This window comes from Ensifer sp. ENS06, from assembly GCF_014852205.1.
In the GTDB taxonomy this organism is placed as follows: Bacteria; Pseudomonadota; Alphaproteobacteria; order Rhizobiales; family Rhizobiaceae; genus Ensifer; species Ensifer adhaerens.
Window position 1 is genome coordinate 1552042 of sequence record NZ_JACVBC010000001.1, and the last position, 18768, is coordinate 1570809.

General features: G+C 62.1%; 20 protein-coding genes. 13 read left to right on the forward strand and 7 right to left on the reverse strand.

Annotated features, from left to right (window positions below):
- The first annotated feature begins 56 nt into the window (after positions 1-56).
- From IB279_RS07735 to IB279_RS07760, 6 genes are all read left to right on the forward strand, one after another.
- Positions 57-536: a hypothetical protein gene (locus tag IB279_RS07735; RefSeq protein ID WP_113187839.1), complete on the forward strand. Its 480-nt coding sequence runs from the start codon at positions 57-59 to the stop codon at positions 534-536.
- A 184-nt stretch (positions 537-720) separates the two neighbouring features.
- A complete protein-coding gene (locus IB279_RS07740; RefSeq protein WP_060582485.1) occupies positions 721-1206 on the forward strand; it encodes an N-acetyltransferase in 486 nt (161 codons plus the stop codon).
- Between the two features lie 61 nt (positions 1207-1267).
- Positions 1268-2161 (forward strand): bifunctional 2-polyprenyl-6-hydroxyphenol methylase/3-demethylubiquinol 3-O-methyltransferase UbiG, encoded by an 894-nt coding sequence (locus IB279_RS07745; RefSeq protein WP_113187838.1) that lies wholly within the window; start codon positions 1268-1270, stop codon positions 2159-2161.
- Positions 2162-2297: 136 nt separating this feature from the next.
- Positions 2298-3068 (forward strand): triose-phosphate isomerase, encoded by a 771-nt coding sequence (gene tpiA / locus IB279_RS07750; RefSeq protein WP_060582484.1) that lies wholly within the window; start codon positions 2298-2300, stop codon positions 3066-3068.
- Positions 3069-3199: 131 nt separating this feature from the next.
- Positions 3200-3691 (forward strand): preprotein translocase subunit SecG, encoded by a 492-nt coding sequence (secG, locus tag IB279_RS07755; protein WP_034795875.1) that lies wholly within the window; start codon positions 3200-3202, stop codon positions 3689-3691.
- A 138-nt stretch (positions 3692-3829) separates the two neighbouring features.
- Positions 3830-5467 carry a CTP synthase gene (locus IB279_RS07760; protein WP_082566349.1) on the forward strand — a complete coding sequence of 546 codons (1638 nt, stop codon included), beginning with the start codon at positions 3830-3832 and terminating at the stop codon, positions 5465-5467.
- A gap of 94 nt (positions 5468-5561) precedes the next feature.
- Here the strand turns inward: IB279_RS07760 and IB279_RS07765 are convergent, their stop codons facing one another.
- From IB279_RS07765 to IB279_RS07795, 7 genes are all read right to left on the reverse strand, one after another.
- The gene (locus IB279_RS07765; protein WP_060582483.1) at positions 5562-6209 is read right to left on the reverse strand and encodes an SdpI family protein; all 648 of its coding nucleotides are present in this window, start codon (positions 6207-6209) and stop codon (positions 5562-5564) included.
- The gene (locus IB279_RS07770) at positions 6206-6475 is read right to left on the reverse strand and encodes an autorepressor SdpR family transcription factor (RefSeq protein WP_197067148.1); all 270 of its coding nucleotides are present in this window, start codon (positions 6473-6475) and stop codon (positions 6206-6208) included. The genes IB279_RS07765 and IB279_RS07770 overlap by 4 nt, the downstream gene beginning before the upstream one ends.
- A 152-nt stretch (positions 6476-6627) precedes the next feature.
- Positions 6628-7815: a DUF418 domain-containing protein gene (locus IB279_RS07775; protein WP_192339137.1), complete on the reverse strand. Its 1188-nt coding sequence runs from the start codon at positions 7813-7815 to the stop codon at positions 6628-6630.
- Positions 7816-8058: 243 nt separating this feature from the next.
- Positions 8059-8715, reverse strand: coding sequence for a CDP-alcohol phosphatidyltransferase family protein (locus tag IB279_RS07780; protein WP_034795863.1), 657 nt, complete (start codon positions 8713-8715; stop codon positions 8059-8061).
- A complete protein-coding gene (locus IB279_RS07785) occupies positions 8699-9097 on the reverse strand; it encodes a hypothetical protein (RefSeq protein WP_113187836.1) in 399 nt (132 codons plus the stop codon). The genes IB279_RS07780 and IB279_RS07785 overlap by 17 nt, the downstream gene beginning before the upstream one ends.
- Positions 9094-10044, reverse strand: coding sequence for a phosphatidate cytidylyltransferase (locus IB279_RS07790; RefSeq protein ID WP_034795857.1), 951 nt, complete (start codon positions 10042-10044; stop codon positions 9094-9096). Before IB279_RS07790 ends, IB279_RS07785 begins: the two co-directional genes overlap by 4 nt.
- A complete protein-coding gene (locus IB279_RS07795; protein WP_060582507.1) occupies positions 10041-10685 on the reverse strand; it encodes a lysophospholipid acyltransferase family protein in 645 nt (214 codons plus the stop codon). The genes IB279_RS07790 and IB279_RS07795 overlap by 4 nt, the downstream gene beginning before the upstream one ends.
- A gap of 534 nt (positions 10686-11219) precedes the next feature.
- Here IB279_RS07795 and IB279_RS07800 point away from each other — a divergent pair.
- From IB279_RS07800 to IB279_RS07830, 7 genes are all read left to right on the forward strand, one after another.
- Complete coding sequence (locus tag IB279_RS07800) at positions 11220-12032, forward strand: class I SAM-dependent methyltransferase (protein WP_113187835.1); 813 nt, start codon at positions 11220-11222, stop codon at positions 12030-12032.
- A 548-nt stretch (positions 12033-12580) separates the two neighbouring features.
- Entirely contained in the window at positions 12581-13471 is an 891-nt protein-coding gene (locus IB279_RS07805) for a VOC family protein (RefSeq protein ID WP_060516905.1), read from the forward strand.
- On the forward strand, positions 13471-14313 hold the full coding sequence (gene kdsA / locus IB279_RS07810) for a 3-deoxy-8-phosphooctulonate synthase (protein ID WP_083523708.1): 843 nt from the start codon (positions 13471-13473) through the stop codon (positions 14311-14313). Before IB279_RS07805 ends, kdsA begins: the two co-directional genes overlap by 1 nt.
- 137 nt (positions 14314-14450) lie before the next feature.
- Positions 14451-15725 carry a phosphopyruvate hydratase gene (gene eno, locus IB279_RS07815; protein ID WP_113187834.1) on the forward strand — a complete coding sequence of 425 codons (1275 nt, stop codon included), beginning with the start codon at positions 14451-14453 and terminating at the stop codon, positions 15723-15725.
- Positions 15726-15871: 146 nt separating this feature from the next.
- Positions 15872-16192 (forward strand): septum formation initiator family protein, encoded by a 321-nt coding sequence (locus tag IB279_RS07820; protein WP_034795840.1) that lies wholly within the window; start codon positions 15872-15874, stop codon positions 16190-16192.
- 136 nt (positions 16193-16328) lie between these two features.
- Complete coding sequence (gene pdhA, locus IB279_RS07825; protein WP_034795824.1) at positions 16329-17375, forward strand: pyruvate dehydrogenase (acetyl-transferring) E1 component subunit alpha; 1047 nt, start codon at positions 16329-16331, stop codon at positions 17373-17375.
- A 17-nt stretch (positions 17376-17392) separates the two neighbouring features.
- Complete coding sequence (locus IB279_RS07830; protein ID WP_060516909.1) at positions 17393-18763, forward strand: pyruvate dehydrogenase complex E1 component subunit beta; 1371 nt, start codon at positions 17393-17395, stop codon at positions 18761-18763.
- The last annotated feature ends 5 nt before the right edge of the window (positions 18764-18768 follow it).

Consider the following 18768-nt stretch of genomic DNA (forward strand, 5'->3'; position numbering starts at 1 on the left):
TTGCTGGTGGAGGGGACACGGAGGGGTTGTTCCTGGGAGCATGTGGACTGGCGTACATGACAAAGAAGAAAACGACACCAATGAACCCGCACGAGCGGGAAGCCTACGAACACGGCCGCGCGGGCATCCGGCTTGGAACCGAAGGCAACTATGGCGAAGCGGTCGACGCCTGGCGTCTGGCATCCAACGTAGCCGATGTCCACCTCGCTTTCACGGACATGTATTATTGGGTCAAGAGCGGCTACGGCGCCGCCCTTTGCGATGCCGGGCACCATCGGGAGAGCATTGCAGTCTCCCTGCTTGCCCGTGAGTGGACGCTCGCGCGGCGCCAGCCGCTCTCGTCGCTTTCGATCGCGCGCGCTTATCTGGCGCTCGGCGAAGGCGAGGCGGCAGCACCCTATCTCCGCGAGGTTCACGCCCTGATCGGCGACGCGATCTTCGAGCAGTTCGACGAGGATGCCGAAGCCGACGTTCACGCGGCGATCGCCGGCTTGGAGAACGGGGGCAATCAACCGACGGCCGGCCGCCCGAAGTGAAGGCAGGCGTATAGCCTAGTAACAGCGGTGCCGGAATCTGGCGAGATACCGGCAGTTCTGACTTTGGCGTTTTCTCGCCATGATTTCATTTTATCCGCCGATTGCCCCTTTAACGGGTGATTCGAGGTCCGCCGTTCTGGTTCGGGCCCTTTTTTAACATTTTGATTTTTCTAAGGAGTTTCCCATGAGTGAAACCGTATTGCCGTCCGATGCCGAAATCACCCTTCGGCGCATATCAGCCTTGACCGTCTGCGACGTCTGCGAACTCAGCGAGACGCTGAGCGACGAACAACGCAACATGGTGGCGGACAACGGCACCTCGATCGCCGAGGCGCATTTTTCCGAGAATGCCTGGTTCCGTGCAGTCTACGCCGATGAGACGCTCATTGGCTTCATCATGCTACACGAAGGATCCGACTGGGATGACGGCATCGATTGCCCGGGTGTCTATCTCTGGCGCTTCATGATCGCCCGGCCTTTCCAGGGCAAAGGGTATGGCAAGCAGGCGATTGCCCTTGTCGTGCGCGATCTGAAGGCGCGGGGCCTGCATGAGCTCTACACGAGTTACGGGCAGGGCCCTGGCAGCCCCGAGGGCTTTTACCAAGGCCTCGGCTTCAAGCCGACGGGCGAGTACTATGATGACGAGCTTGAGGCTGTGCTGAAATTCTAAGGGCGCCGGGATACGGGGAAAAAACCTCCCGTGTCTCTCCCAGATATTCAAGAGTTGGAACATGAGCATTGATCTTCACGAGGCCAATCGCCTCTCGTGGAATGCCGCGACCGTCGCGCACAACAGTCACAAGGGCGACCAGGCCGCTTTCTTCCGCGCCGGCGGCTCCACGCTCTATCCGGAAGAGATCGAGTTGCTCGGCGATATCGCTGGGCTCGACGTCCTCCACCTGCAATGCAATTCCGGCCAGGATAGCCTGAGCCTGGCGCGGCGCGGCGCGAACGTGACCGGAGTCGATATCTCGGATGAGGCGATCGCCTTTGCCACAGGGCTTTCGGCGGAAAGCGGCATCGCAGCCGCCTTCGAGCGGTCCGACCTGTTCGGCTGGTTCGACGACGCCCGCAAGGCCGGCCGCCGGTTCGATCGCGTCTTTGCTTCCTATGGTACCATTTGCTGGCTATCGGACCTCGGTGTCTGGGCGCGTGGCATTGCCGACGTGCTGAAGCCCGGCGGGCGTTTCGCCTTCGTTGAATTCCATCCCTTTGCGATGGTTTTCGATCAGGGCTGGAAGCCACACTACGACTACGCGCCCAAAGACCCGGTCGCGGAAGCGGGCGTCGGTGACTATGTCGCCGACTCGGGCGCAGGCCTTGCCCATGGCGGCTATCAGGAGGGCGTGGTGGGATTCACCAATCCGCACCCGTCCTTCGAGTTCAACTGGGGTATCGCCGATGTTGTGCAGGCGCTGATCGACGCCGGGCTCCGGATGGAAGTCCTGAAGGAATACCCCTATGCCAACGGCTGGGTGGCGTTTGAAGGCATGCGCGACCTTGGCGGCGGGCGCATGGCGCCGCCGGCGGCCATGCCGAGCCTGCCGCTGATGTATGCGATTGTGGCCGCAAAGGTCGGGTCGACGGCGGAATATCGCGAGAAGGCAGGGCGTCCTTCGTCATGATGCTGGCGACGCGCAACGCCTGACGGCGGGGCAGGGCAACCGGCCCCGCGGCCCATGAATAATCGACGGCGGTGCTTTTATTTGCCGGCTGCATTTGCTAGGCCGCTTCCGGAGAAAAGTACCCGGAGGAAATAGCATGACGCCCGATATCCGCCCGCTCGTCGCCGGCAACTGGAAGATGAACGGAACCCGCGCTTCGCTCGATCAGATCAAGGCGATGGCCGAAGGGGTCAAGGGCGAACTCTCCGCCAAGGTCGAAACGTTGATCTGCCCGCCGGCAACGTTGCTCTACGTGGCGACGGCGCTTTGCGACGACAGCCCGCTGCTGATCGGCGCGCAGGACTGCCACCAGAAGCAGTCGGGCGCCCACACTGGCGACCTTTCCGCCGAAATGATCGCCGATTGCTTCGGCACCCACGTCATTGTCGGCCATTCCGAGCGCCGCACCGATCATGCCGAAAGCGATGCGCTGGTACGCGCAAAGACGGAAGCGGCCCATTCGGCCGAACTCGTCGCGATCGTGTGCATCGGCGAGACCGGTGATGAGCGCAAGGCCGGAAAGACGCTCGATGTTTTGAAGCGCCAGCTCGCCGAAAGCCTGCCGGATGCAGCAACCGCGGAAAACACCGTGATTGCCTATGAGCCCGTCTGGGCGATTGGCACCGGCCTGACGCCGACGGCCACGGATGTCGAGGAAGCCCACGCCTTCATGCGCAAGGAGCTGATCGCACGCTTTGCCGACGGCGGCGCCAAGATGCGCATCCTCTATGGCGGCTCGGTCAAGCCGTCCAATGCGAAGGAATTGATGGGCGTTGCCAATGTCGACGGCGCACTGATCGGTGGCGCAAGCTTGAAAGCCGAAGACTTCCTCGCCATCTACCGGGCTTATGAAGAATTGACGGCCTGATCGCCCGGGTTACCGGGCAGGGGCTTGGAATGGCGCACGGCATGGTATAAAGAGGCGCGAAAATTGCGCCCGGCCATGCCGAGTTTGCGCAGGGTTTGATTCGTGTGCCCCAAGGGCAGGACTGGAAGCTGATGCAGACCGTACTACTCGTCATCTATCTCATGGTCGTCGTCGCCCTGATCGGCGTCGTACTCATTCAGCGTTCCGAAGGCGGTGGCCTGGGCATCGGCGGCGGCTCGGGCTTCATGTCCGCGCGCGGCACGGCCAATGCGCTGACCCGCACGACGGCGATCCTTGCCGCGCTCTTCTTCGTCCTGGCGCTCGGCATGGGCATTCTCGCGCGTTACCAGCCGCAGGCGACCGACATCCTCGACCGTATCCCGGGCACCAGCTCGAATGGCGGAGGCGTTCTCAATTCGCTCGGTGGCGGCGCTCCGGCTCCGGCTGGCGGTGCGACTGGACAGCAGCCGGCAACCGGCAACGCCGCTCCGGCCGACAATGGCGTTCCCTCGACGACCGCACCGGCAACGACGGGCGAAGCCCCGGCCGGCGGCGCAACGACCCCGGCGCCCGCCGCTGGCGCCAACAGCAATACGGGATCGCAAGTTCCCAGCGGCCAATAAGGTCGCAATTCTGAAGAACCCGCCGGCGGATGTTTCATCCGCCGGTTTTGTTTTGTGTGAAATCTGCCTCCATCCCAAGACGAAAAGTTCTGGAACATGAATTTTTCGGTGGCGGAATCATTTGTTAAAAGGTATCCGGTGACTCCCATGGCGCGATATGTATTCATCACAGGCGGCGTGGTTTCCTCCCTCGGAAAAGGCATCGCTGCAGCGGCTCTCGGAGCACTGCTGCAGGCGCGTGGCTACCGGGTGAGACTGCGCAAGCTCGACCCCTATCTCAACGTTGACCCGGGCACCATGAGCCCGACCCAGCACGGTGAGGTTTTCGTAACCGACGATGGCGCGGAGACCGATCTCGATCTCGGCCACTATGAACGCTTCACAGGGCGTTCAGCGACGAAGACCGACAACATCACCACGGGCCGGATCTATAAGAACATCATCGACAAGGAACGTCGCGGCGACTATCTCGGCGCAACCGTTCAGGTGATCCCGCACGTTACCAACGAAATCAAGAACTTCGTTACCGAAGGCAACGACGACTACGACTTCGTGCTGTGCGAAATCGGCGGCACCGTCGGCGACATCGAAGCGATGCCGTTCATGGAGGCGATCCGCCAGCTCGGCAACGACCTGCCGCGTGGCACCGCCGTCTACGTCCATCTCACCCTGATGCCCTATATCCCGGCAGCCGGCGAACTGAAGACCAAGCCGACGCAGCATTCCGTCAAGGAACTGCAGGCACTCGGCATCCACCCTGATATCCTCCTCGTTCGTGCGGACCGCGAAATTCCGGAGGCCGAGCGTCGCAAGCTGTCGCTCTTCTGTAACGTCCGCCAGTCGGCAGTCATCCAGGCGCTGGACGTTGCCTCGATCTACGACGTTCCGATCGCCTACCACAAGGAAGGCCTCGACAACGAAGTGCTGGCAGCCTTCGGCATCGAGCCGGCGCCGAAGCCGCGCATGGACGCCTGGGAACGGGTTGCCGATCGCATCCGCACGCCGGAAGGCGAAGTCACGATCGCGATCGTCGGCAAGTACACCGGCCTCAAGGATGCCTACAAGTCGCTGATTGAAGCGCTTTACCATGGTGGCATCGCCAACCGGGTGAAGGTCAAGCTCGAGTGGATCGAATCGGAAGTCTTCGAGAAGGAAGACGCAGCGCCCTACCTTGAAAAGGTACACGGCATCCTCGTTCCCGGCGGTTTCGGCGAACGCGGTTCCGAGGGCAAGATCAACGCGGCGCGCTTTGCCCGCGAGCGCAAGGTGCCGTATTTCGGCATCTGCTTCGGCATGCAGATGGCTGTCGTTGAAGCTGCCCGCAACCTCGCCGGCATCGAGAAGGCGTCCTCCACCGAGTTCGGTCCGACCAAGGAACCGGTCGTTGGTCTGATGACCGAGTGGGTGAAGGGCAACGAACTCGAGAAGCGTTCCGCATCGGGTGATCTCGGTGGCACGATGCGGCTTGGCGCCTATCGCGCATCGTTGAAGGCCGACACCAAGATTGCCGAGATCTACGGTTCGACCGAGATCTTTGAGCGTCACCGCCACCGCTACGAAGTCAACGTTGACTACAAGGATCGGCTTGAGTCCTGCGGTCTGGTGTTCTCGGGCATGTCGCCGGACGGCATCCTGCCGGAGACGGTCGAGTATCCGGACCATCCGTGGTTCATCGGCGTTCAGTACCACCCGGAACTGAAGTCGCGTCCGCTCGATCCGCATCCGCTGTTTGCAAGCTTCATCGAAGCTGCACTGGAACAGTCGCGTCTCGTTTGAGGCGCACAGGAAAGACAAGCAAAAGGCCGGTCGCAAGACCGGCCTTTTTCATTTCTGCCGTTGCGCTGCGGCCGAGCTGCGACGCCTGGAGCCACTAACTGCGACGGGCGATGTGGTAGCTATAGAGCGTTGCAATTGCGACCGGCAGCAGCAGCGCGGCGATCGTCGCTGCGGCAAGCGCTGGACCGGTGCTCATGACGAGGGCCAGCAGCGCCAGGGTGATACCGGCGCAGACCATCAGCAGGCCCGCAAGCCGGTGCGTTGCCCGCCAGTTGGCGTTATCGGCGAGCGTCCACGGCAGCCGAATGCCGGCAAGGCCGTTCGGCTGCGATTTCGGCAGGACGTTGCCGACGACGATCGACAGAAGTCCGAGGCCGAAGGCGATCACGCGCGTCATCGAGAGGTCGCCGCCAAGCCCGATCAGCACGATCACAGTTTGAATGGCGGCAAAGAGCGCGAGGATCGCGGGGAGGGTGACTTCGGCGATATGCCGGCCCGCCTGAAGCTCGGCCTGTGGTGCGAACCGACCAACGGCGAACGAGAATGCGGCAAGCACGGCGACCGCCACAGGCGCCAGCGCCAGCGCCCGGTCGCGCGGCCAGAAGGCATCGGCCGTGCCGTCAACACCCCAATGGATCGGAAGCAGCGCCTCGGCGGGGATTGCGAGATAGCCGACGAGCGTCGCGGAAAAAAGTATGCCGCCAGCGACCAGCGCGATCGGGGAACGCAAAAGCAAGGTCATGGTGCTTGATCCCTTGTGCTGAGGAGACCGCCGAGCGCCTCTTCGAGAATGGACATGTTGAGGTGGTAGATGAGGCTCGTGCCGCGCCGCTCGACCGCGACGAGTTCTGCCTCGCGCAGCTTGTTGAAATGCACGGAAAGCGTCGGCTTGGTCAGGTCGAAATGCTCGGCGAGTTCGCCGGCGCTCATCGGCCCGGCCTTCAACAGTGCCAGGATCTGCCGCCGCACGGGATGAGAAAGCGCCTCGAAAACCCTGTTGATCCGCATCGTCTCCGCTCGCTTGTTGTCTCAATATTTAGACAAGCATCTAATTAGAGTCAAAGCGAAATAGTGCCGAACTGTGTCTCAAGCCAGGAAGCGAAAATGCCCAGCGCCGAAGGCGCCGGGCAGCATTGGTTGCGGGAATTGGCTGGTGTCCGTCAGCGCGCCTCCGCCGGGCGGCGCCACTGCGGCACGCGGCCGATGGTGATGAAGCGCAGGATCCATTCGAGCGGGCCATAGGCGAAACGGGCCATCCACCAGTGGCTGATGAAGAGCTGGGCGGCAAAGATCGCAAGCGCGATCAGCACGCTTGCCAAAGGCGCGACCTGGCCGATGAGACCAAGGCCGTAACCATGGAAGATCAGCGCCGCGATCAGCGACTGCAGCAGATAGTTGGACAGCGCCATGCGGCCGGCAGGCGCCAGCAGGTTGCGCAGGCTGTGGCCGGTTTCGGATCCGAAGAGCAGCATCATGGCGCCGACATAGGCGCCGGTGAGAAGCGGGCCGGTGGCGAGCCCGATCGAAAGCGCGATGACCGCGATTGGCGATTCGGGCATCTCGACGCTGACATAGGCATAGATGACGGCGCCAGGCAGGCCGATCCAGAGACCGGTACGAACGAGGCGCTGGAACAACGCCGTGTTCTCCTCCGGCCGCGCCAAGGTCTTGCGACGCCCGGCGATCAGGCCGAGCAGGAACATCGCCAGCGCGCACGGCGCTTGCAGCAGGACGAGGATGATCCAGACCGAGTTGAGCTCCTTAAGGTGCTGACCGATGACGGCTTGCCAGTCGCCTTGGAAGGCAAGCTCGGCCGCCTCCGCGGCGGAAAGAATGGCAGACCGATCGAGCGGTACCGGATCCAGCGTGATGAGGATGCCGAGTGTGCCCCAGACCACTGCAAGGATAAGGACCAGCCATTTCGCCAGGCGGAAGAGGGCCCCATCGCTGCGGTTTCTGAGCATCAGGAGGACGATGCCAAGCACCGCGTAGGTGGTGAGAATATCGCCATGGAAAAGCAGGACCGCATGGGCAAGCCCGATCAGCCAGAGGCCCATCTGTCGGCGCAAGAGCCTGGGAACGAAGGCCTCGTCGGATTTTTCCGCCGAACGCATCTGCAGGGTGAAGCTGTAGCCGAACAGGAACGAGAAGAGCAGGTAGAATTTCATTTCGAAGAACAGGGCGATCACGAAATGCACGCTGCGATCGAGGATGCCGCCGAAGGCGGGGTCGGAAATTTCCAGCCCGTAGAAGGCGGAGGCGAAGGCCATGATGTTGACAAGGAGGATGCCGAGCAAGGCAAAGCCACGCAATGCATCGACGTCGTCGATGCGGTCTGGGGTACTCATTCGTGTTCTCCGTTACGGGAGGCGCTATAAATTTGCGCCGTAACCGATTGAAAAAGTTCGCTTTCATGAGGCAGCGACCATGACCTGATCGCCGCCGATCTTGGTGCGCGCGAGCATTCGTTCATCGTCGACACGCGTGGCATTTAATAAATTGACTAATCTATCTAATAATTGGCATGGACATACGTCAAGAGGGCCGCGCGATGTTGCGGCGGCCTCGTTCATGGTGCGTGAAGCGGGTGTTTAGCCTTTGTGGGGAGCGTTTTGCCGAAGCCAGGCAATCTGGCGACGGGCGCGCAGAAGGGCCGTAAGCGCAGCCCCAGTCGAGATCGCAAGGAGCGCGATCCACAGCAGTTCGCCATCGCCGAGCCAGAGGCCTTCGAAGGCGGACACCACGGCGGCCAGCGTCATCGTCGCCATGCGGTGTTGTTTGGCCATCGGGCCGGAGAAGTCGCCCGGCGCTCCATTGGCACGGCCGAGCTCGCGTACATAGGCGGTCAGCACGCCGAAGGTGGCCGCGGCAAAACCGAGAGCCGGCACGCCGATGGCAAATCCGGCGCCGACGAAGATGAAGATGTCGGCGATGCGATCGGGAAACTCGTTCCAGAAGGGACCATCGGCCTCGCCCTTGCCACCCTCGACGGCGACCATGCCATCGAAAAGGTTGCAGAGCAGGCGCAACTGGCAGAAGAGCGCGGCGGCGATGAACAGGCTCGCCCTTACGCCGTCCTCGCTTTCGCCCGTGAGCCAGAAGGAAAGGCCGGCAAGGGCGGCCGCCAGCATGCTTGCCTGCGAGATCCGGTTTGGCGTGAGGTTCATCGATGCCAGGCGGCGCGCGGTGGCCTGCGCCCAGCGGGTGTTGCGGCTCGCGAGCGGCCTGCGGTCACCGGTCTCGGTCATGTTCGCCTCGGCTGATGGAATAGTTGTAGATGGCGGCGTAGGTGGTCGAAACCGTGAGCGGCAGCGCAATCGTTTTCAGGATCTCGGGCGTGCCGCTGGCGGCATGGATCGCGATCAGAATTGCAGATGAGCCAAGGCACGCGAAGAGCGGTGGCAGAACCAGGCGCCTTGCGCCGCGGAACCGCCTGGAAAGCGCATCGATCGCCGTTTTGAGGTAGAGGGTAAGCAGCGCCGAAAGCGTTCCCTGCACGAGGCCGGCAACAAGCGGCTTGGGCATGGGGTGATGGCCGTTGGCGAAAAGCGCCCAGCCGCCCATGGCGAAAAAGGCGAAGGCCACATGTACGACGCCGCTTGATGCCAACCCCTTCAGTTTCGCGCTCATGTCAGCGACCACCAGTAGCGCGTCAGGTGGAAGAAGATCGGCGCGGAGAAGACGACGGAATCGAGCCGGTCGATCAGCCCGCCATGGCCTTCGATCAGATGGCCCCAGTCCTTGACGCCGCGGTCCCGCTTGATCGCCGACATGACGAGCCCGCCGAAGAATCCCATCAGGGTTATGATGAGCGACATCAACGCGGCTTGTGCCGGGGTGAACGGGGTAATCCACCAGAGCGAGGCGCCGATCAGCGTTGCGCTCGCAACGCCGCCGACGAAACCCTCGACCGTTTTCGACGGCGAAAGGGTTGGCGCGATCTTGGTTTTGCCGAAGAGCTTGCCCCAGACATATTGCAGCACGTCGCTCGACTGAACGACGATGACGAGGAAGGCGATGAGAAGCACGTTGCGTCCCTCATAGCCCGGGATCTGCAGCGTTAGCAGCGCCGGCACATGCGAGGCGCAGAAGACGCAGATCATCAGCGCCCATTGCACCTCGGAGATCCGGACCAGGAAGTCGCGCGTGTCGCCGCGAAGAACCGCGACGATCGGCATCAGCAAGAAGGCGTAGACCGGCACGAAGATCGAATAGATGCCGTATTGCTCGGCCCACAGCAGGAAGTAGTTGATCGGCAGGACGACGAAGAAGGCGCCCGCGATCGCCCAGTGGTCGCCGCGCCGCGTGTTGATGAGCGTGATGAACTCGCGCAGCGCCGCAAACGAGCAGAAGGCAAAGAGCAGGAGCACGCCGACCCGTCCGGCAACGAAGGCGATGGCGATCAGCACTACCATTGCCCACCACGCCTTGATGCGGGCGTTGAGGTTCTCGATCGAGCCGTTCGACCCGTCAGGCGACAGCTTCTGCTTGAGCATGTAGCCGACGCTTGACGCCAGCACGAGAACGCCGCCGACGCCGAAGAGCAGCTTGAGCATGTCCAGGCTGGCCGCGCTCATGCGCCGTCATCCGTCGATGAAGGCGCGAGCGAAAGCAGGGCGGTCTCGGCGCGAGCGATGAACTCTTCCTTCGTCTCCTGCGCCTTGAGGCGCATCGGTTCGCCGAAATTGACGGTGCAGATGAGCGGGATCGGCACGAACTCCCCCTTGGGCATGACGCGGTTGAGATTGTTGATCCAGACGGGAACCAGCGCCACGTCCGGGCGCTTGCAGGCGAGGTGATAGAGCCCGCTCTTGAACGGCAGCAGTCGCGCTTCGGTCTGGTTGCGCGTTCCCTCGGGAAAGAGAATGAGCGACGATCCGTCGTTGAGCACGGCCGTCATCTGCTCGACCGGGTCCTGCGTGCGCGCATCCGGGTCGCGCTCGATCAGCACCGCGTCGAAGACGTCGCGGCCGATGAAGGTCGAAAGCTTCGATTTCAGCCAGTATTCGGCACCTGCGACCGGCCGCGCGCGTTCCCTGAGCCAGGGCGGCAAGACCGCCCAGATCAGCACGAAATCGCCGTGGCTGGAGTGGTTGGCGAAATAGATGCTCTGCTTCGGCGGCAGGCCGGTCTCATGCCAGATGGCGCGCGCTGCCGTCAGCGCCCGCGCAAACATCATGATGGCGATGGAAGCCAGCTTGGCCATCATCTCGCGCATCATGTGGTTTTGTGCCCGGTTGGGAGCCGAGCCAGTGTGCCGAAGCGCCCCTTGGCGTGACTCGGCCGTGCCCGGATGCGTTTCTTGTCTTGCGACTCAATAATCAAATGCTGCCCCTCAGCCTGCTGCCCGGCATAACTCCAGGCTGCAATGACGAATTTTACGCAATTGTGACGGCTTCTCAAGCGGTTGAAATCATGCGCAACATGATAACGCGCAGACCATGCCGGATATTCGTTCGCCGACACCATGACGGAGAAACCATTGCGGCGGCACGTCGCAGCCGTTGGCCTCCGTTCGCGTTGACCATCCGCAACCTAGCCGCTAGCTTGCGGCTTCCAGTAAGGGGAGCGTCGTCCAATGCGCCAGTAATGCCCGGTGAAAACCGAATCGCCTCAACTTCGCTTGCGAAGAGGATGGACGATGGCATTGCTGCGATCCGCATCGACGGACGAACGCTAGGGCATTTCTGCCTGCGATCTCCATTCGCCTTCGTGGGCGGTCACATCAGGACAAAGTTTCCAGGGACCGAACATGCAAGATATTTCCTCCTTCAATCTCGATATCATCGATCACAATCGCCAGGCGTGGGACAGGCAGGCAAGCCAGGACTGCGAATGGTCGCGTCCGGTAACACCGGAGATGATCGCCGACGCCCGCAAAGGGCAGTGGCAGGCGCGGCTGACGCCCGGCGATCTGCCTGTGGGCTGGTTGCCCGACGTCAAGGGCAAGAAGATCCTCTGCCTGGCGTCCGCCGGCGGGCAGCAGGCGCCGATCCTGGCCGCCGCCGGTGCGGACGTTACGGTCTTCGACCTCTCCGAGGGACAGCTCGAACAGGATCGGCGCGTCGCCGAACGCGAAGGGCTGTCGCTTTTGACCGTGCAGGGCGACATGCGGGACCTCGCGACCTTTGCGGACGAAACCTTCGACATCGTCTTTCATCCGATCTCGAACCTCTATGTTCCCGACATCCAGCCGGTCTGGCGGGAGTGCCACCGGGTGCTGAAGACCGGCGGTCGGCTGCTTTCGAGCTTCTACAATCCGATCGTTTTCGTCGGCGACCGCGATCCGGCCCATGCGGAAAAGGGCTTTATCCGCCCGGCTTACCGGCTCCCCTTTGCCGAGGTGGAGCATCTCGCGCCCGATGTCGTGCAGGCCAAGGTCGATCGGGGCGAGGCCCTGGTCTTCGGACACAGCCTTTCTGCGCAGATCGAGGGGCAGCTGAAGGTCGGTTTCCTGTTGGCCGGCTTTCACGAGGATTGGCAGCCGTCGGCTCGTTTCCTGATCGACAGGTTCGTGCCGACCTTCATCGCCACCTTTGCCATCAAAGGCGATCTTCATCCCTGATGCGGCAGGCCCGGCGCTCTGTTCGGGCCCGCAAGCTCGCACGTAACGAGGGCAGTCGCAGCGGCCGGAAGGCGCTGCGGTTGCCGATCCCGGCTTCCGCACCGCCTTTTTACCTCGCGTTACTGTTACGTACTCGCCAACGCATCGGTTTCGTACTTTCCTGTTCGTCAGCGAAACTGGAAAGGGGTCAATCCGTATGCGCTTCATCGCTTTATTGTTCGTGCCTTTGGCGGTTGCCGTGCTGGGGCTTTCGGGTTGTGCCTCGACGTCCTCGACCAATACATCCTACACGCAGCCCCAGACGTTCGCCCCCGGTCTCGGTGCGGGGAACACGGCGAACGCCACGACGGCGCCGGGCTACTACTGACCTCCCGGCGGTTCGTCTCCCGCTGACAGGCATAATCCGCGGCGGGCGCAGCCGGCCGCGGACGGCTCACTTTTGCGGCAACGGCCCGAACCCGGATGGCCGATCCGGTCCCTGGCGGTGACCCGGCTTGCATTCGCCGGCCAAAAGTTGCAAACAGCGGCGAACCATCAGGGAACACGCCATGAGCCTCTCCAAGCGCACCACCCGCCCGCTCGATCACCTCGTGCTGCCGGTGGATACGCTTACCCAGGCGCGGCGTCGGCTTTCCAATCTCGGCTTCACCGTCGCCGACGATGCCCGCCATCCCTTCGGCACCGAAAATGCCTGCGTCTTCTTCGCCGACGGCACCTATCTCGAACCGCTAGCCATAGCGTCCCGCGAGGAGTGCGAGGCGGCGGCACTCGACGGCAACGCCTTTGTGGCGCGTGATCAGGCGTTTCGTTTCCGCCAGGGACCGGAAGGCCTCTCGGCGCTGGTCTTCGGCACCGAGGATGCGGCGAGCGACCACATCCGTTTTCGGGCGCGGGGCATCTCCGGCGGCGACATGCTGGAGTTTTCCCGGCCGATGAAGCTGCCCGATGGCCGCGAAGGACTGGGCTCGTTCCGTCTTGCCTTTGCGGCGGACCTGCGCGCGCCGGATCTCTTTCTTTTCAATTGTCAGCGCGTTCGCGCACTCCCGACCGACCGGGCGGCGCTGGAGCGACACGACAACGGCGTGATCGGCATAAGCGAAGTGGTGCTGTCGGAAGCCAATCCGACTGATTTCCAGTATCTGCTGCAGGAAGCGGTCGATGAGCGCGAGGTTTCGGCGCATTCCTTCGGCATGGACGTCGCGACCACCAACGCCAAGATCTCGGTGCTGAACGCCGCCGGCATGGAAGCCTTCTTCGGTCGCTCGGTGCGCGGTGCCGAACGGGGCCTTCGCGGACGGGCGGTCGTCTTCCGTGTTGCCGATCTCGAGGCAACGCGGGCGCTCTTTGCCGAGAACGATATCGAATTTGCAGAAATGGGCGGGCGCCTCATTGTCCCCGAAATGCCGGGGCAAGGGGTGATCTTCGCGTTTGGAGCTTGATGATGAAAACCAATGCCAGAGTCGTTGTCGGTGAGGGCGCCCGTCAGGTCGCCTTCGCACAGACCGAGAAGTTGTCGCTGATCGCCGGCCCCTGCCAGATGGAGAGCCGTGAACACGCCTTCATGATGGCGGGCGCGCTCTCAGAACTCTGCAACAAGCTCGGCCTCGGCCTCGTCTACAAGTCCTCCTTCGACAAGGCCAACCGCACCTCCCTTTCGGGCAAGCGTGGCATCGGTCTCGACAAGGCGATGGAAATCTTCGCCGACCTGAAAAGGGAATTCGGCTTTCCGGTTCTGACCGACGTGCACACCGAAGAGCAATGTGCTCTGGTCGCGCCGACGGTCGATATCCTGCAGATCCCGGCCTTCCTGTCGCGCCAGACCGATCTTCTGGTCGCAGCCGCCAAGACCGGCCGCGCGATCAACGTCAAGAAGGGCCAGTTCCTGGCGCCCTGGGATATGAAGAACGTGTTGGCGAAATTCACCGACAGCGGCAACCCCAATGTCATGCTCTGCGAGCGTGGCGCTTCCTTCGGCTACAACACGCTGGTCTCCGACATGCGCTCGCTGCCGATCATGGCTTCGCTCGGCGCGCCGGTCGTCTTTGATGCGACCCATTCGGTTCAGCAGCCGGGCGGGCAGGGCGGCTCTTCGGGCGGTCAACGAGAATTTGTCGAGACCCTGGCGCGTGCGGCCGTGGCGGTTGGCGTCGCAGGTGTGTTTGTCGAGACGCACGAAGACCCGGACAACGCACCCTCGGACGGCCCGAACATGGTGCATCTGAAGGACATGCCGCGGCTGCTCGAAAAGCTGCTGGCTTTCGACGCGATCGCCAAGGGCTGAGACCCGCGCGACGCTTCGTGAAATTTTCATGAACCGCAATGGCGCGGTTGTTTTTGCATATTGCGCGCCATTGTAATTTCGAGGCCTTGGCGTATGACAGGCCCCGACCACCCACCGTCCTCAACAGGGAAGAGATCATGACTGCAATCATCGACATCATCGGCCGAGAAATTCTGGACAGCCGCGGCAACCCGACCGTCGAGGTCGACGTGTACCTGGAAGACGGAAGCTTCGGCCGCGCGGCAGTCCCGTCGGGCGCCTCGACCGGTGCCCATGAGGCTGTTGAGCTGCGCGATGGTGGTACGCGTTACCTCGGCAAGGGCGTCGAACGTGCCGTCGAAGCCGTCAACGGCGAGATCTTCGAAGCGATCGGCGGTCTCGATGCCGAGAACCAGATCCAGATCGACAAGACCATGATCGAGCTCGACGGCACGGCGAACAAGTCGCGCCTCGGCGCCAACGCCATTCTCGGCGTTTCGCTTGCCGTTTCCAAGGCTGCCGCCGAAGCTGCCGGCCTGCCGCTCTACCGTTACGTCGGTGGTCCGAACGCCCACGTGCTCCCGGTTCCGATGATGAACATCATCAACGGTGGCGCGCACGCCGACAACCCGATCGACTTCCAGGAGTTCATGATCGTTCCGGTTGGCGCCGACACGATGCGTGATGCGGTTCGCATGGGTTCGGAAGTGTTCCACACGCTGAAGAAGCAGCTTGCAGCCGACGGCCACAACACCAATGTCGGCGACGAAGGCGGCTTCGCGCCGGGTCTCGCCTCTGCTCCGGCAGCGCTCGACTTCATCATGAAGTCGATCGAGAAGGCTGGCTACAAGCCGGGCGAAGACATGTTCATCGCGCTCGATTGCGCCGCAACCGAATTCTTCAAGGACGGCAAGTACGTGCTCGAAGGCGAAGGCCGCACGCTGGAGCCGGGTGCCATGGCTGAATACCTGGCGGAACTCGCCGCCAAGTACCCGATCTTCTCGATCGAAGACGGCATGGCCGAAGACGACTGGGACGGCTGGAAGGCTGTGACCGACCTCATCGGCAACAAGTGCCAGCTTGTCGGGGACGACCTGTTCGTCACCAACTCGGCCCGCCTGCGCGACGGCATCAAGATGGGCGTTGCCAACTCGATCCTCGTCAAGGTCAACCAGATCGGTTCGCTGTCGGAAACGCTCGACGCCGTCGAGACCGCGCACAAGGCGCGCTACACCGCCGTCATGTCGCACCGTTCGGGCGAAACCGAAGATGCGACGATCGCCGATCTCGCGGTTGCCACCAACTGCGGCCAGATCAAGACCGGCTCGCTCGCCCGTTCGGACCGGCTCGCAAAGTATAACCAGCTGATCCGCATCGAAGAGCAGCTCGGCGTGCAGGCCGAGTACGCCGGCCGCTCGATCCTGCGTGGCTGATCGCCGCCTGATTTTTGTCTGAAAACTGAGCCCGCCCACACGGCCCCGTGTGGGCGGGTTTCTATTTTCCTGCCGTTCATGGTCAACGGTCGGTTAATCAATCGCCGCTAATCTGATTGCCGTACTGCGTATCAGGGCGGGAATGCATGTGGACACGGCATCATAAGAAACGGAAACTGGGTCGGCTGGTGATGCCGCTGATCGCGGTCGCCTTTCTCTCCTACTTCGGCTATCATTCCATTCACGGCGGCTATGGCCTGAAGGCGACCGAGCAATTCGATCGTCAGATCGTCGAGCGGCAGGCGCGGCTGGATAAGCTCACGAAGCAGCGAATGATCCTCGAAAAGGAGGTTCAGCTGATGAGTGATGGGTCGCTGGAACGGGACATGCTGGATGAAAAGGCTCGCCTCGCGCTGAACATGTCGCGAAGTGACGAGATCGTTATTTTCCACCGTGCCGCAAATTAACCTGAATTCAGTTAATTGAAATTTGTAAAGCAAAATCAATTATTTGCGTGGAATGTGAGCCATGCAAATATGGCATTGCTGTGTCTGCTTTCTTTCCCTATGGTAACCGCAAAAGGCTAACCATTGGGAGGAACGAATGGCTCCGCGAAAATCCGCGTCCGTTTCCAGCCGCAAGAGTGCCGCAAAGCCGGCGAAGAAAGACTTCAACGGCGGCACGTTCGCCGACTTCTCCAAACAGGAAGATCTGAGTGCCTACCGCGAGATGCTGCTGATCCGGCGTTTCGAGGAAAAGGCCGGCCAGCTCTATGGCATGGGCTTCATCGGCGGCTTCTGTCACCTCTACATCGGCCAGGAAGCCGTTGTCGTCGGCATGCAGATGGCGCTGAAGGAAGGCGACCAGGTCATCACCGCCTACCGTGATCATGGCCACATGCTGGCCTGCGGCATGAGCGCCCGCGGCGTCATGGCCGAACTCACCGGTCGTCGCAGCGGTCTTTCCAAGGGGAAGGGCGGCTCGATGCACATGTTCTCCAAGGAAAAGCACTTCTATGGCGGCCACGGCATCGTCGGCGCCCAGGTGTCGCTCGGCACCGGTCTTGCTTTTGCCAACCGCTATCGCGGCAACGACAATGTGTCCGTTGCCTATTTCGGTGACGGCGCTGCCAACCAGGGCCAGGTCTACGAAAGCTTCAACATGGCGCAGCTCTGGAAGCTGCCGGTGATCTACGTGATCGAGAACAACCGCTACGCCATGGGTACTTCCGTTTCGCGGGCTTCGGCACAGACCGACTTCTCGCAGCGTGGTGTCTCCTTCAACATTCCGGGCTTCCAGGTCGACGGCATGGACGTGCGCGCGGTCAAGGCCGCTGGCGACGAGGCGGTCGAGCATTGCCGCTCGGGCAAGGGTCCGATCATCCTTGAGATGCAGACCTATCGCTACCGCGGTCACTCGATGTCCGATCCGGCGAAGTACCGCTCGAAGGACGAAGTGCAGAAGATGCGCTCGGAGCATGACCCGATCGAGCAGGTGAAGGCGCGTCTGACCGAAAAGGGTTGGGCGAACGAGGATGAGCTGAAGCAGATCGACAAGGAAGTCCGTGACATCGTTGCCGACAGCGCCGATTTTGCCCAGGCCGATCCGGAGCCGGATGCATCCGAGCTCTACACCGACATCCTGCTTTGATCCGGGGAGGGACAAACATGCCAGTAGAAATTCTTATGCCCGCCCTTTCCCCGACCATGGAGGAAGGCACGCTCTCGAAATGGCTGAAGAACGAGGGGGACAAGGTGTCCTCCGGCGACGTCATTGCCGAAATCGAGACCGATAAGGCAACGATGGAAGTCGAAGCCGTCGATGAAGGCACGATCGGCAAGCTCTTGATTGCCGCCGGCACCGAAGGCGTCAAGGTCAACACCCCGATCGCCGTGCTGCTGCAGGACGGTGAAGGCGCTGGCGACATCGCCGCTCCGAAGGCCGAAGCGCCGAAGGCAGCCGCTGCCGAAGCGCCGGCCGCTTCCGCGCCGGCTCCGGTTGCAGCCCAGCCGAAGGTCGAAGTCGCTGCTGATCCGGCGATCCCTGCCGGCACCGAAATGGTGACGATGACCGTTCGCGAAGCACTTCGCGACGCCATGGCCGAAGAAATGCGCGCAAGCGATGACGTCTTCGTCATGGGTGAAGAGGTCGCCGAATATCAGGGCGCCTACAAGATTACTCAGGGCCTGCTGCAGGAATTCGGCGCCCGCCGTGTCATCGATACCCCGATCACTGAGCACGGCTTTGCCGGCGTCGGCGTCGGCGCTGCCATGACCGGCCTTCGTCCGATCGTCGAGTTCATGACCTTCAACTTCGCCATGCAGGCGATCGACCAGATCATCAACTCCGCTGCCAAGACACTCTATATGTCCGGCGGCCAGATGGGCGCGCCGATCGTCTTCCGTGGCCCGAGCGGTGCCGCTGCCCGCGTGGCCGCCCAGCACTCGCAGTGCTACGCCGCCTGGTACAGCCATATCCCGGGCCTCAAGGTCGTCATGCCCTACACGGCTGCCGACGCCAAGGGCCTGCTCAAGGCTGCGATCCGCGACCCGAACCCGGTCATCTTCCTCGAAAACGAAATCCTCTACGGTCACTCCTTCGAAGTGCCGAAGCTTGACGATTTCGTGCTGCCGATCGGCAAGGCCCGTATCCACAAGGTCGGCAAGGACGCAACGATCGTTTCCTTCGGTATCGGCATGACCTACGCCGTCAAGGCGGTTGCCGAACTCGAAGCCCAGGGCATCGATGTCGAACTGATTGACCTGCGCACCATCCGTCCGATGGACCTGCCGACGGTCATCGAATCCGTCAAGAAGACCGGCCGTCTGGTCACCGTCGAAGAAGGCTATCCGCAGTCTTCCGTCGGCACCGAGATCGCAACCCGCGTCATGCAGCAGGCCTTCGACTACCTTGACGCCCCGATCCTGACGATCGCCGGCAAGGATGTGCCGATGCCTTACGCCGCGAACCTCGAGAAGCTCGCGCTTCCGAACGTCGCAGAGGTTGTCGATGCGGTGAAAGCCGTTTGCTACAAATAAGGGGA

Bases quoted from the DNA above. Each gene is read 5' to 3' on its own strand.
- IB279_RS07735 (WP_113187839.1), top strand. From the start codon at position 57: ATGACAAAGAAGAAAACGACACCAATGAACCCGCACGAGCGGGAAGCC.
- IB279_RS07740 (WP_060582485.1), top strand. From the start codon at position 721: ATGAGTGAAACCGTATTGCCGTCCGATGCCGAAATCACCCTTCGGCGC.
- IB279_RS07745 (WP_113187838.1), top strand. From the start codon at position 1,268: ATGAGCATTGATCTTCACGAGGCCAATCGCCTCTCGTGGAATGCCGCG.
- tpiA (WP_060582484.1), top strand. From the start codon at position 2,298: ATGACGCCCGATATCCGCCCGCTCGTCGCCGGCAACTGGAAGATGAAC.
- secG (WP_034795875.1), top strand. From the start codon at position 3,200: ATGCAGACCGTACTACTCGTCATCTATCTCATGGTCGTCGTCGCCCTG.
- IB279_RS07765 (WP_060582483.1), bottom strand. From the start codon at position 6,209: ATGACCTTGCTTTTGCGTTCCCCGATCGCGCTGGTCGCTGGCGGCATA.
- IB279_RS07770 (WP_197067148.1), bottom strand. From the start codon at position 6,475: ATGCGGATCAACAGGGTTTTCGAGGCGCTTTCTCATCCCGTGCGGCGG.
- IB279_RS07775 (WP_192339137.1), bottom strand. From the start codon at position 7,815: ATGAGTACCCCAGACCGCATCGACGACGTCGATGCATTGCGTGGCTTT.
- IB279_RS07780 (WP_034795863.1), bottom strand. From the start codon at position 8,715: ATGACCGAGACCGGTGACCGCAGGCCGCTCGCGAGCCGCAACACCCGC.
- IB279_RS07785 (WP_113187836.1), bottom strand. From the start codon at position 9,097: ATGAGCGCGAAACTGAAGGGGTTGGCATCAAGCGGCGTCGTACATGTG.
- IB279_RS07790 (WP_034795857.1), bottom strand. From the start codon at position 10,044: ATGAGCGCGGCCAGCCTGGACATGCTCAAGCTGCTCTTCGGCGTCGGC.
- IB279_RS07795 (WP_060582507.1), bottom strand. From the start codon at position 10,685: ATGCGCGAGATGATGGCCAAGCTGGCTTCCATCGCCATCATGATGTTT.
- IB279_RS07800 (WP_113187835.1), top strand. From the start codon at position 11,220: ATGCAAGATATTTCCTCCTTCAATCTCGATATCATCGATCACAATCGC.
- IB279_RS07805 (WP_060516905.1), top strand. From the start codon at position 12,581: ATGAGCCTCTCCAAGCGCACCACCCGCCCGCTCGATCACCTCGTGCTG.
- kdsA (WP_083523708.1), top strand. From the start codon at position 13,471: ATGATGAAAACCAATGCCAGAGTCGTTGTCGGTGAGGGCGCCCGTCAG.
- eno (WP_113187834.1), top strand. From the start codon at position 14,451: ATGACTGCAATCATCGACATCATCGGCCGAGAAATTCTGGACAGCCGC.
- IB279_RS07820 (WP_034795840.1), top strand. From the start codon at position 15,872: ATGTGGACACGGCATCATAAGAAACGGAAACTGGGTCGGCTGGTGATG.
- pdhA (WP_034795824.1), top strand. From the start codon at position 16,329: ATGGCTCCGCGAAAATCCGCGTCCGTTTCCAGCCGCAAGAGTGCCGCA.
- IB279_RS07830 (WP_060516909.1), top strand. From the start codon at position 17,393: ATGCCAGTAGAAATTCTTATGCCCGCCCTTTCCCCGACCATGGAGGAA.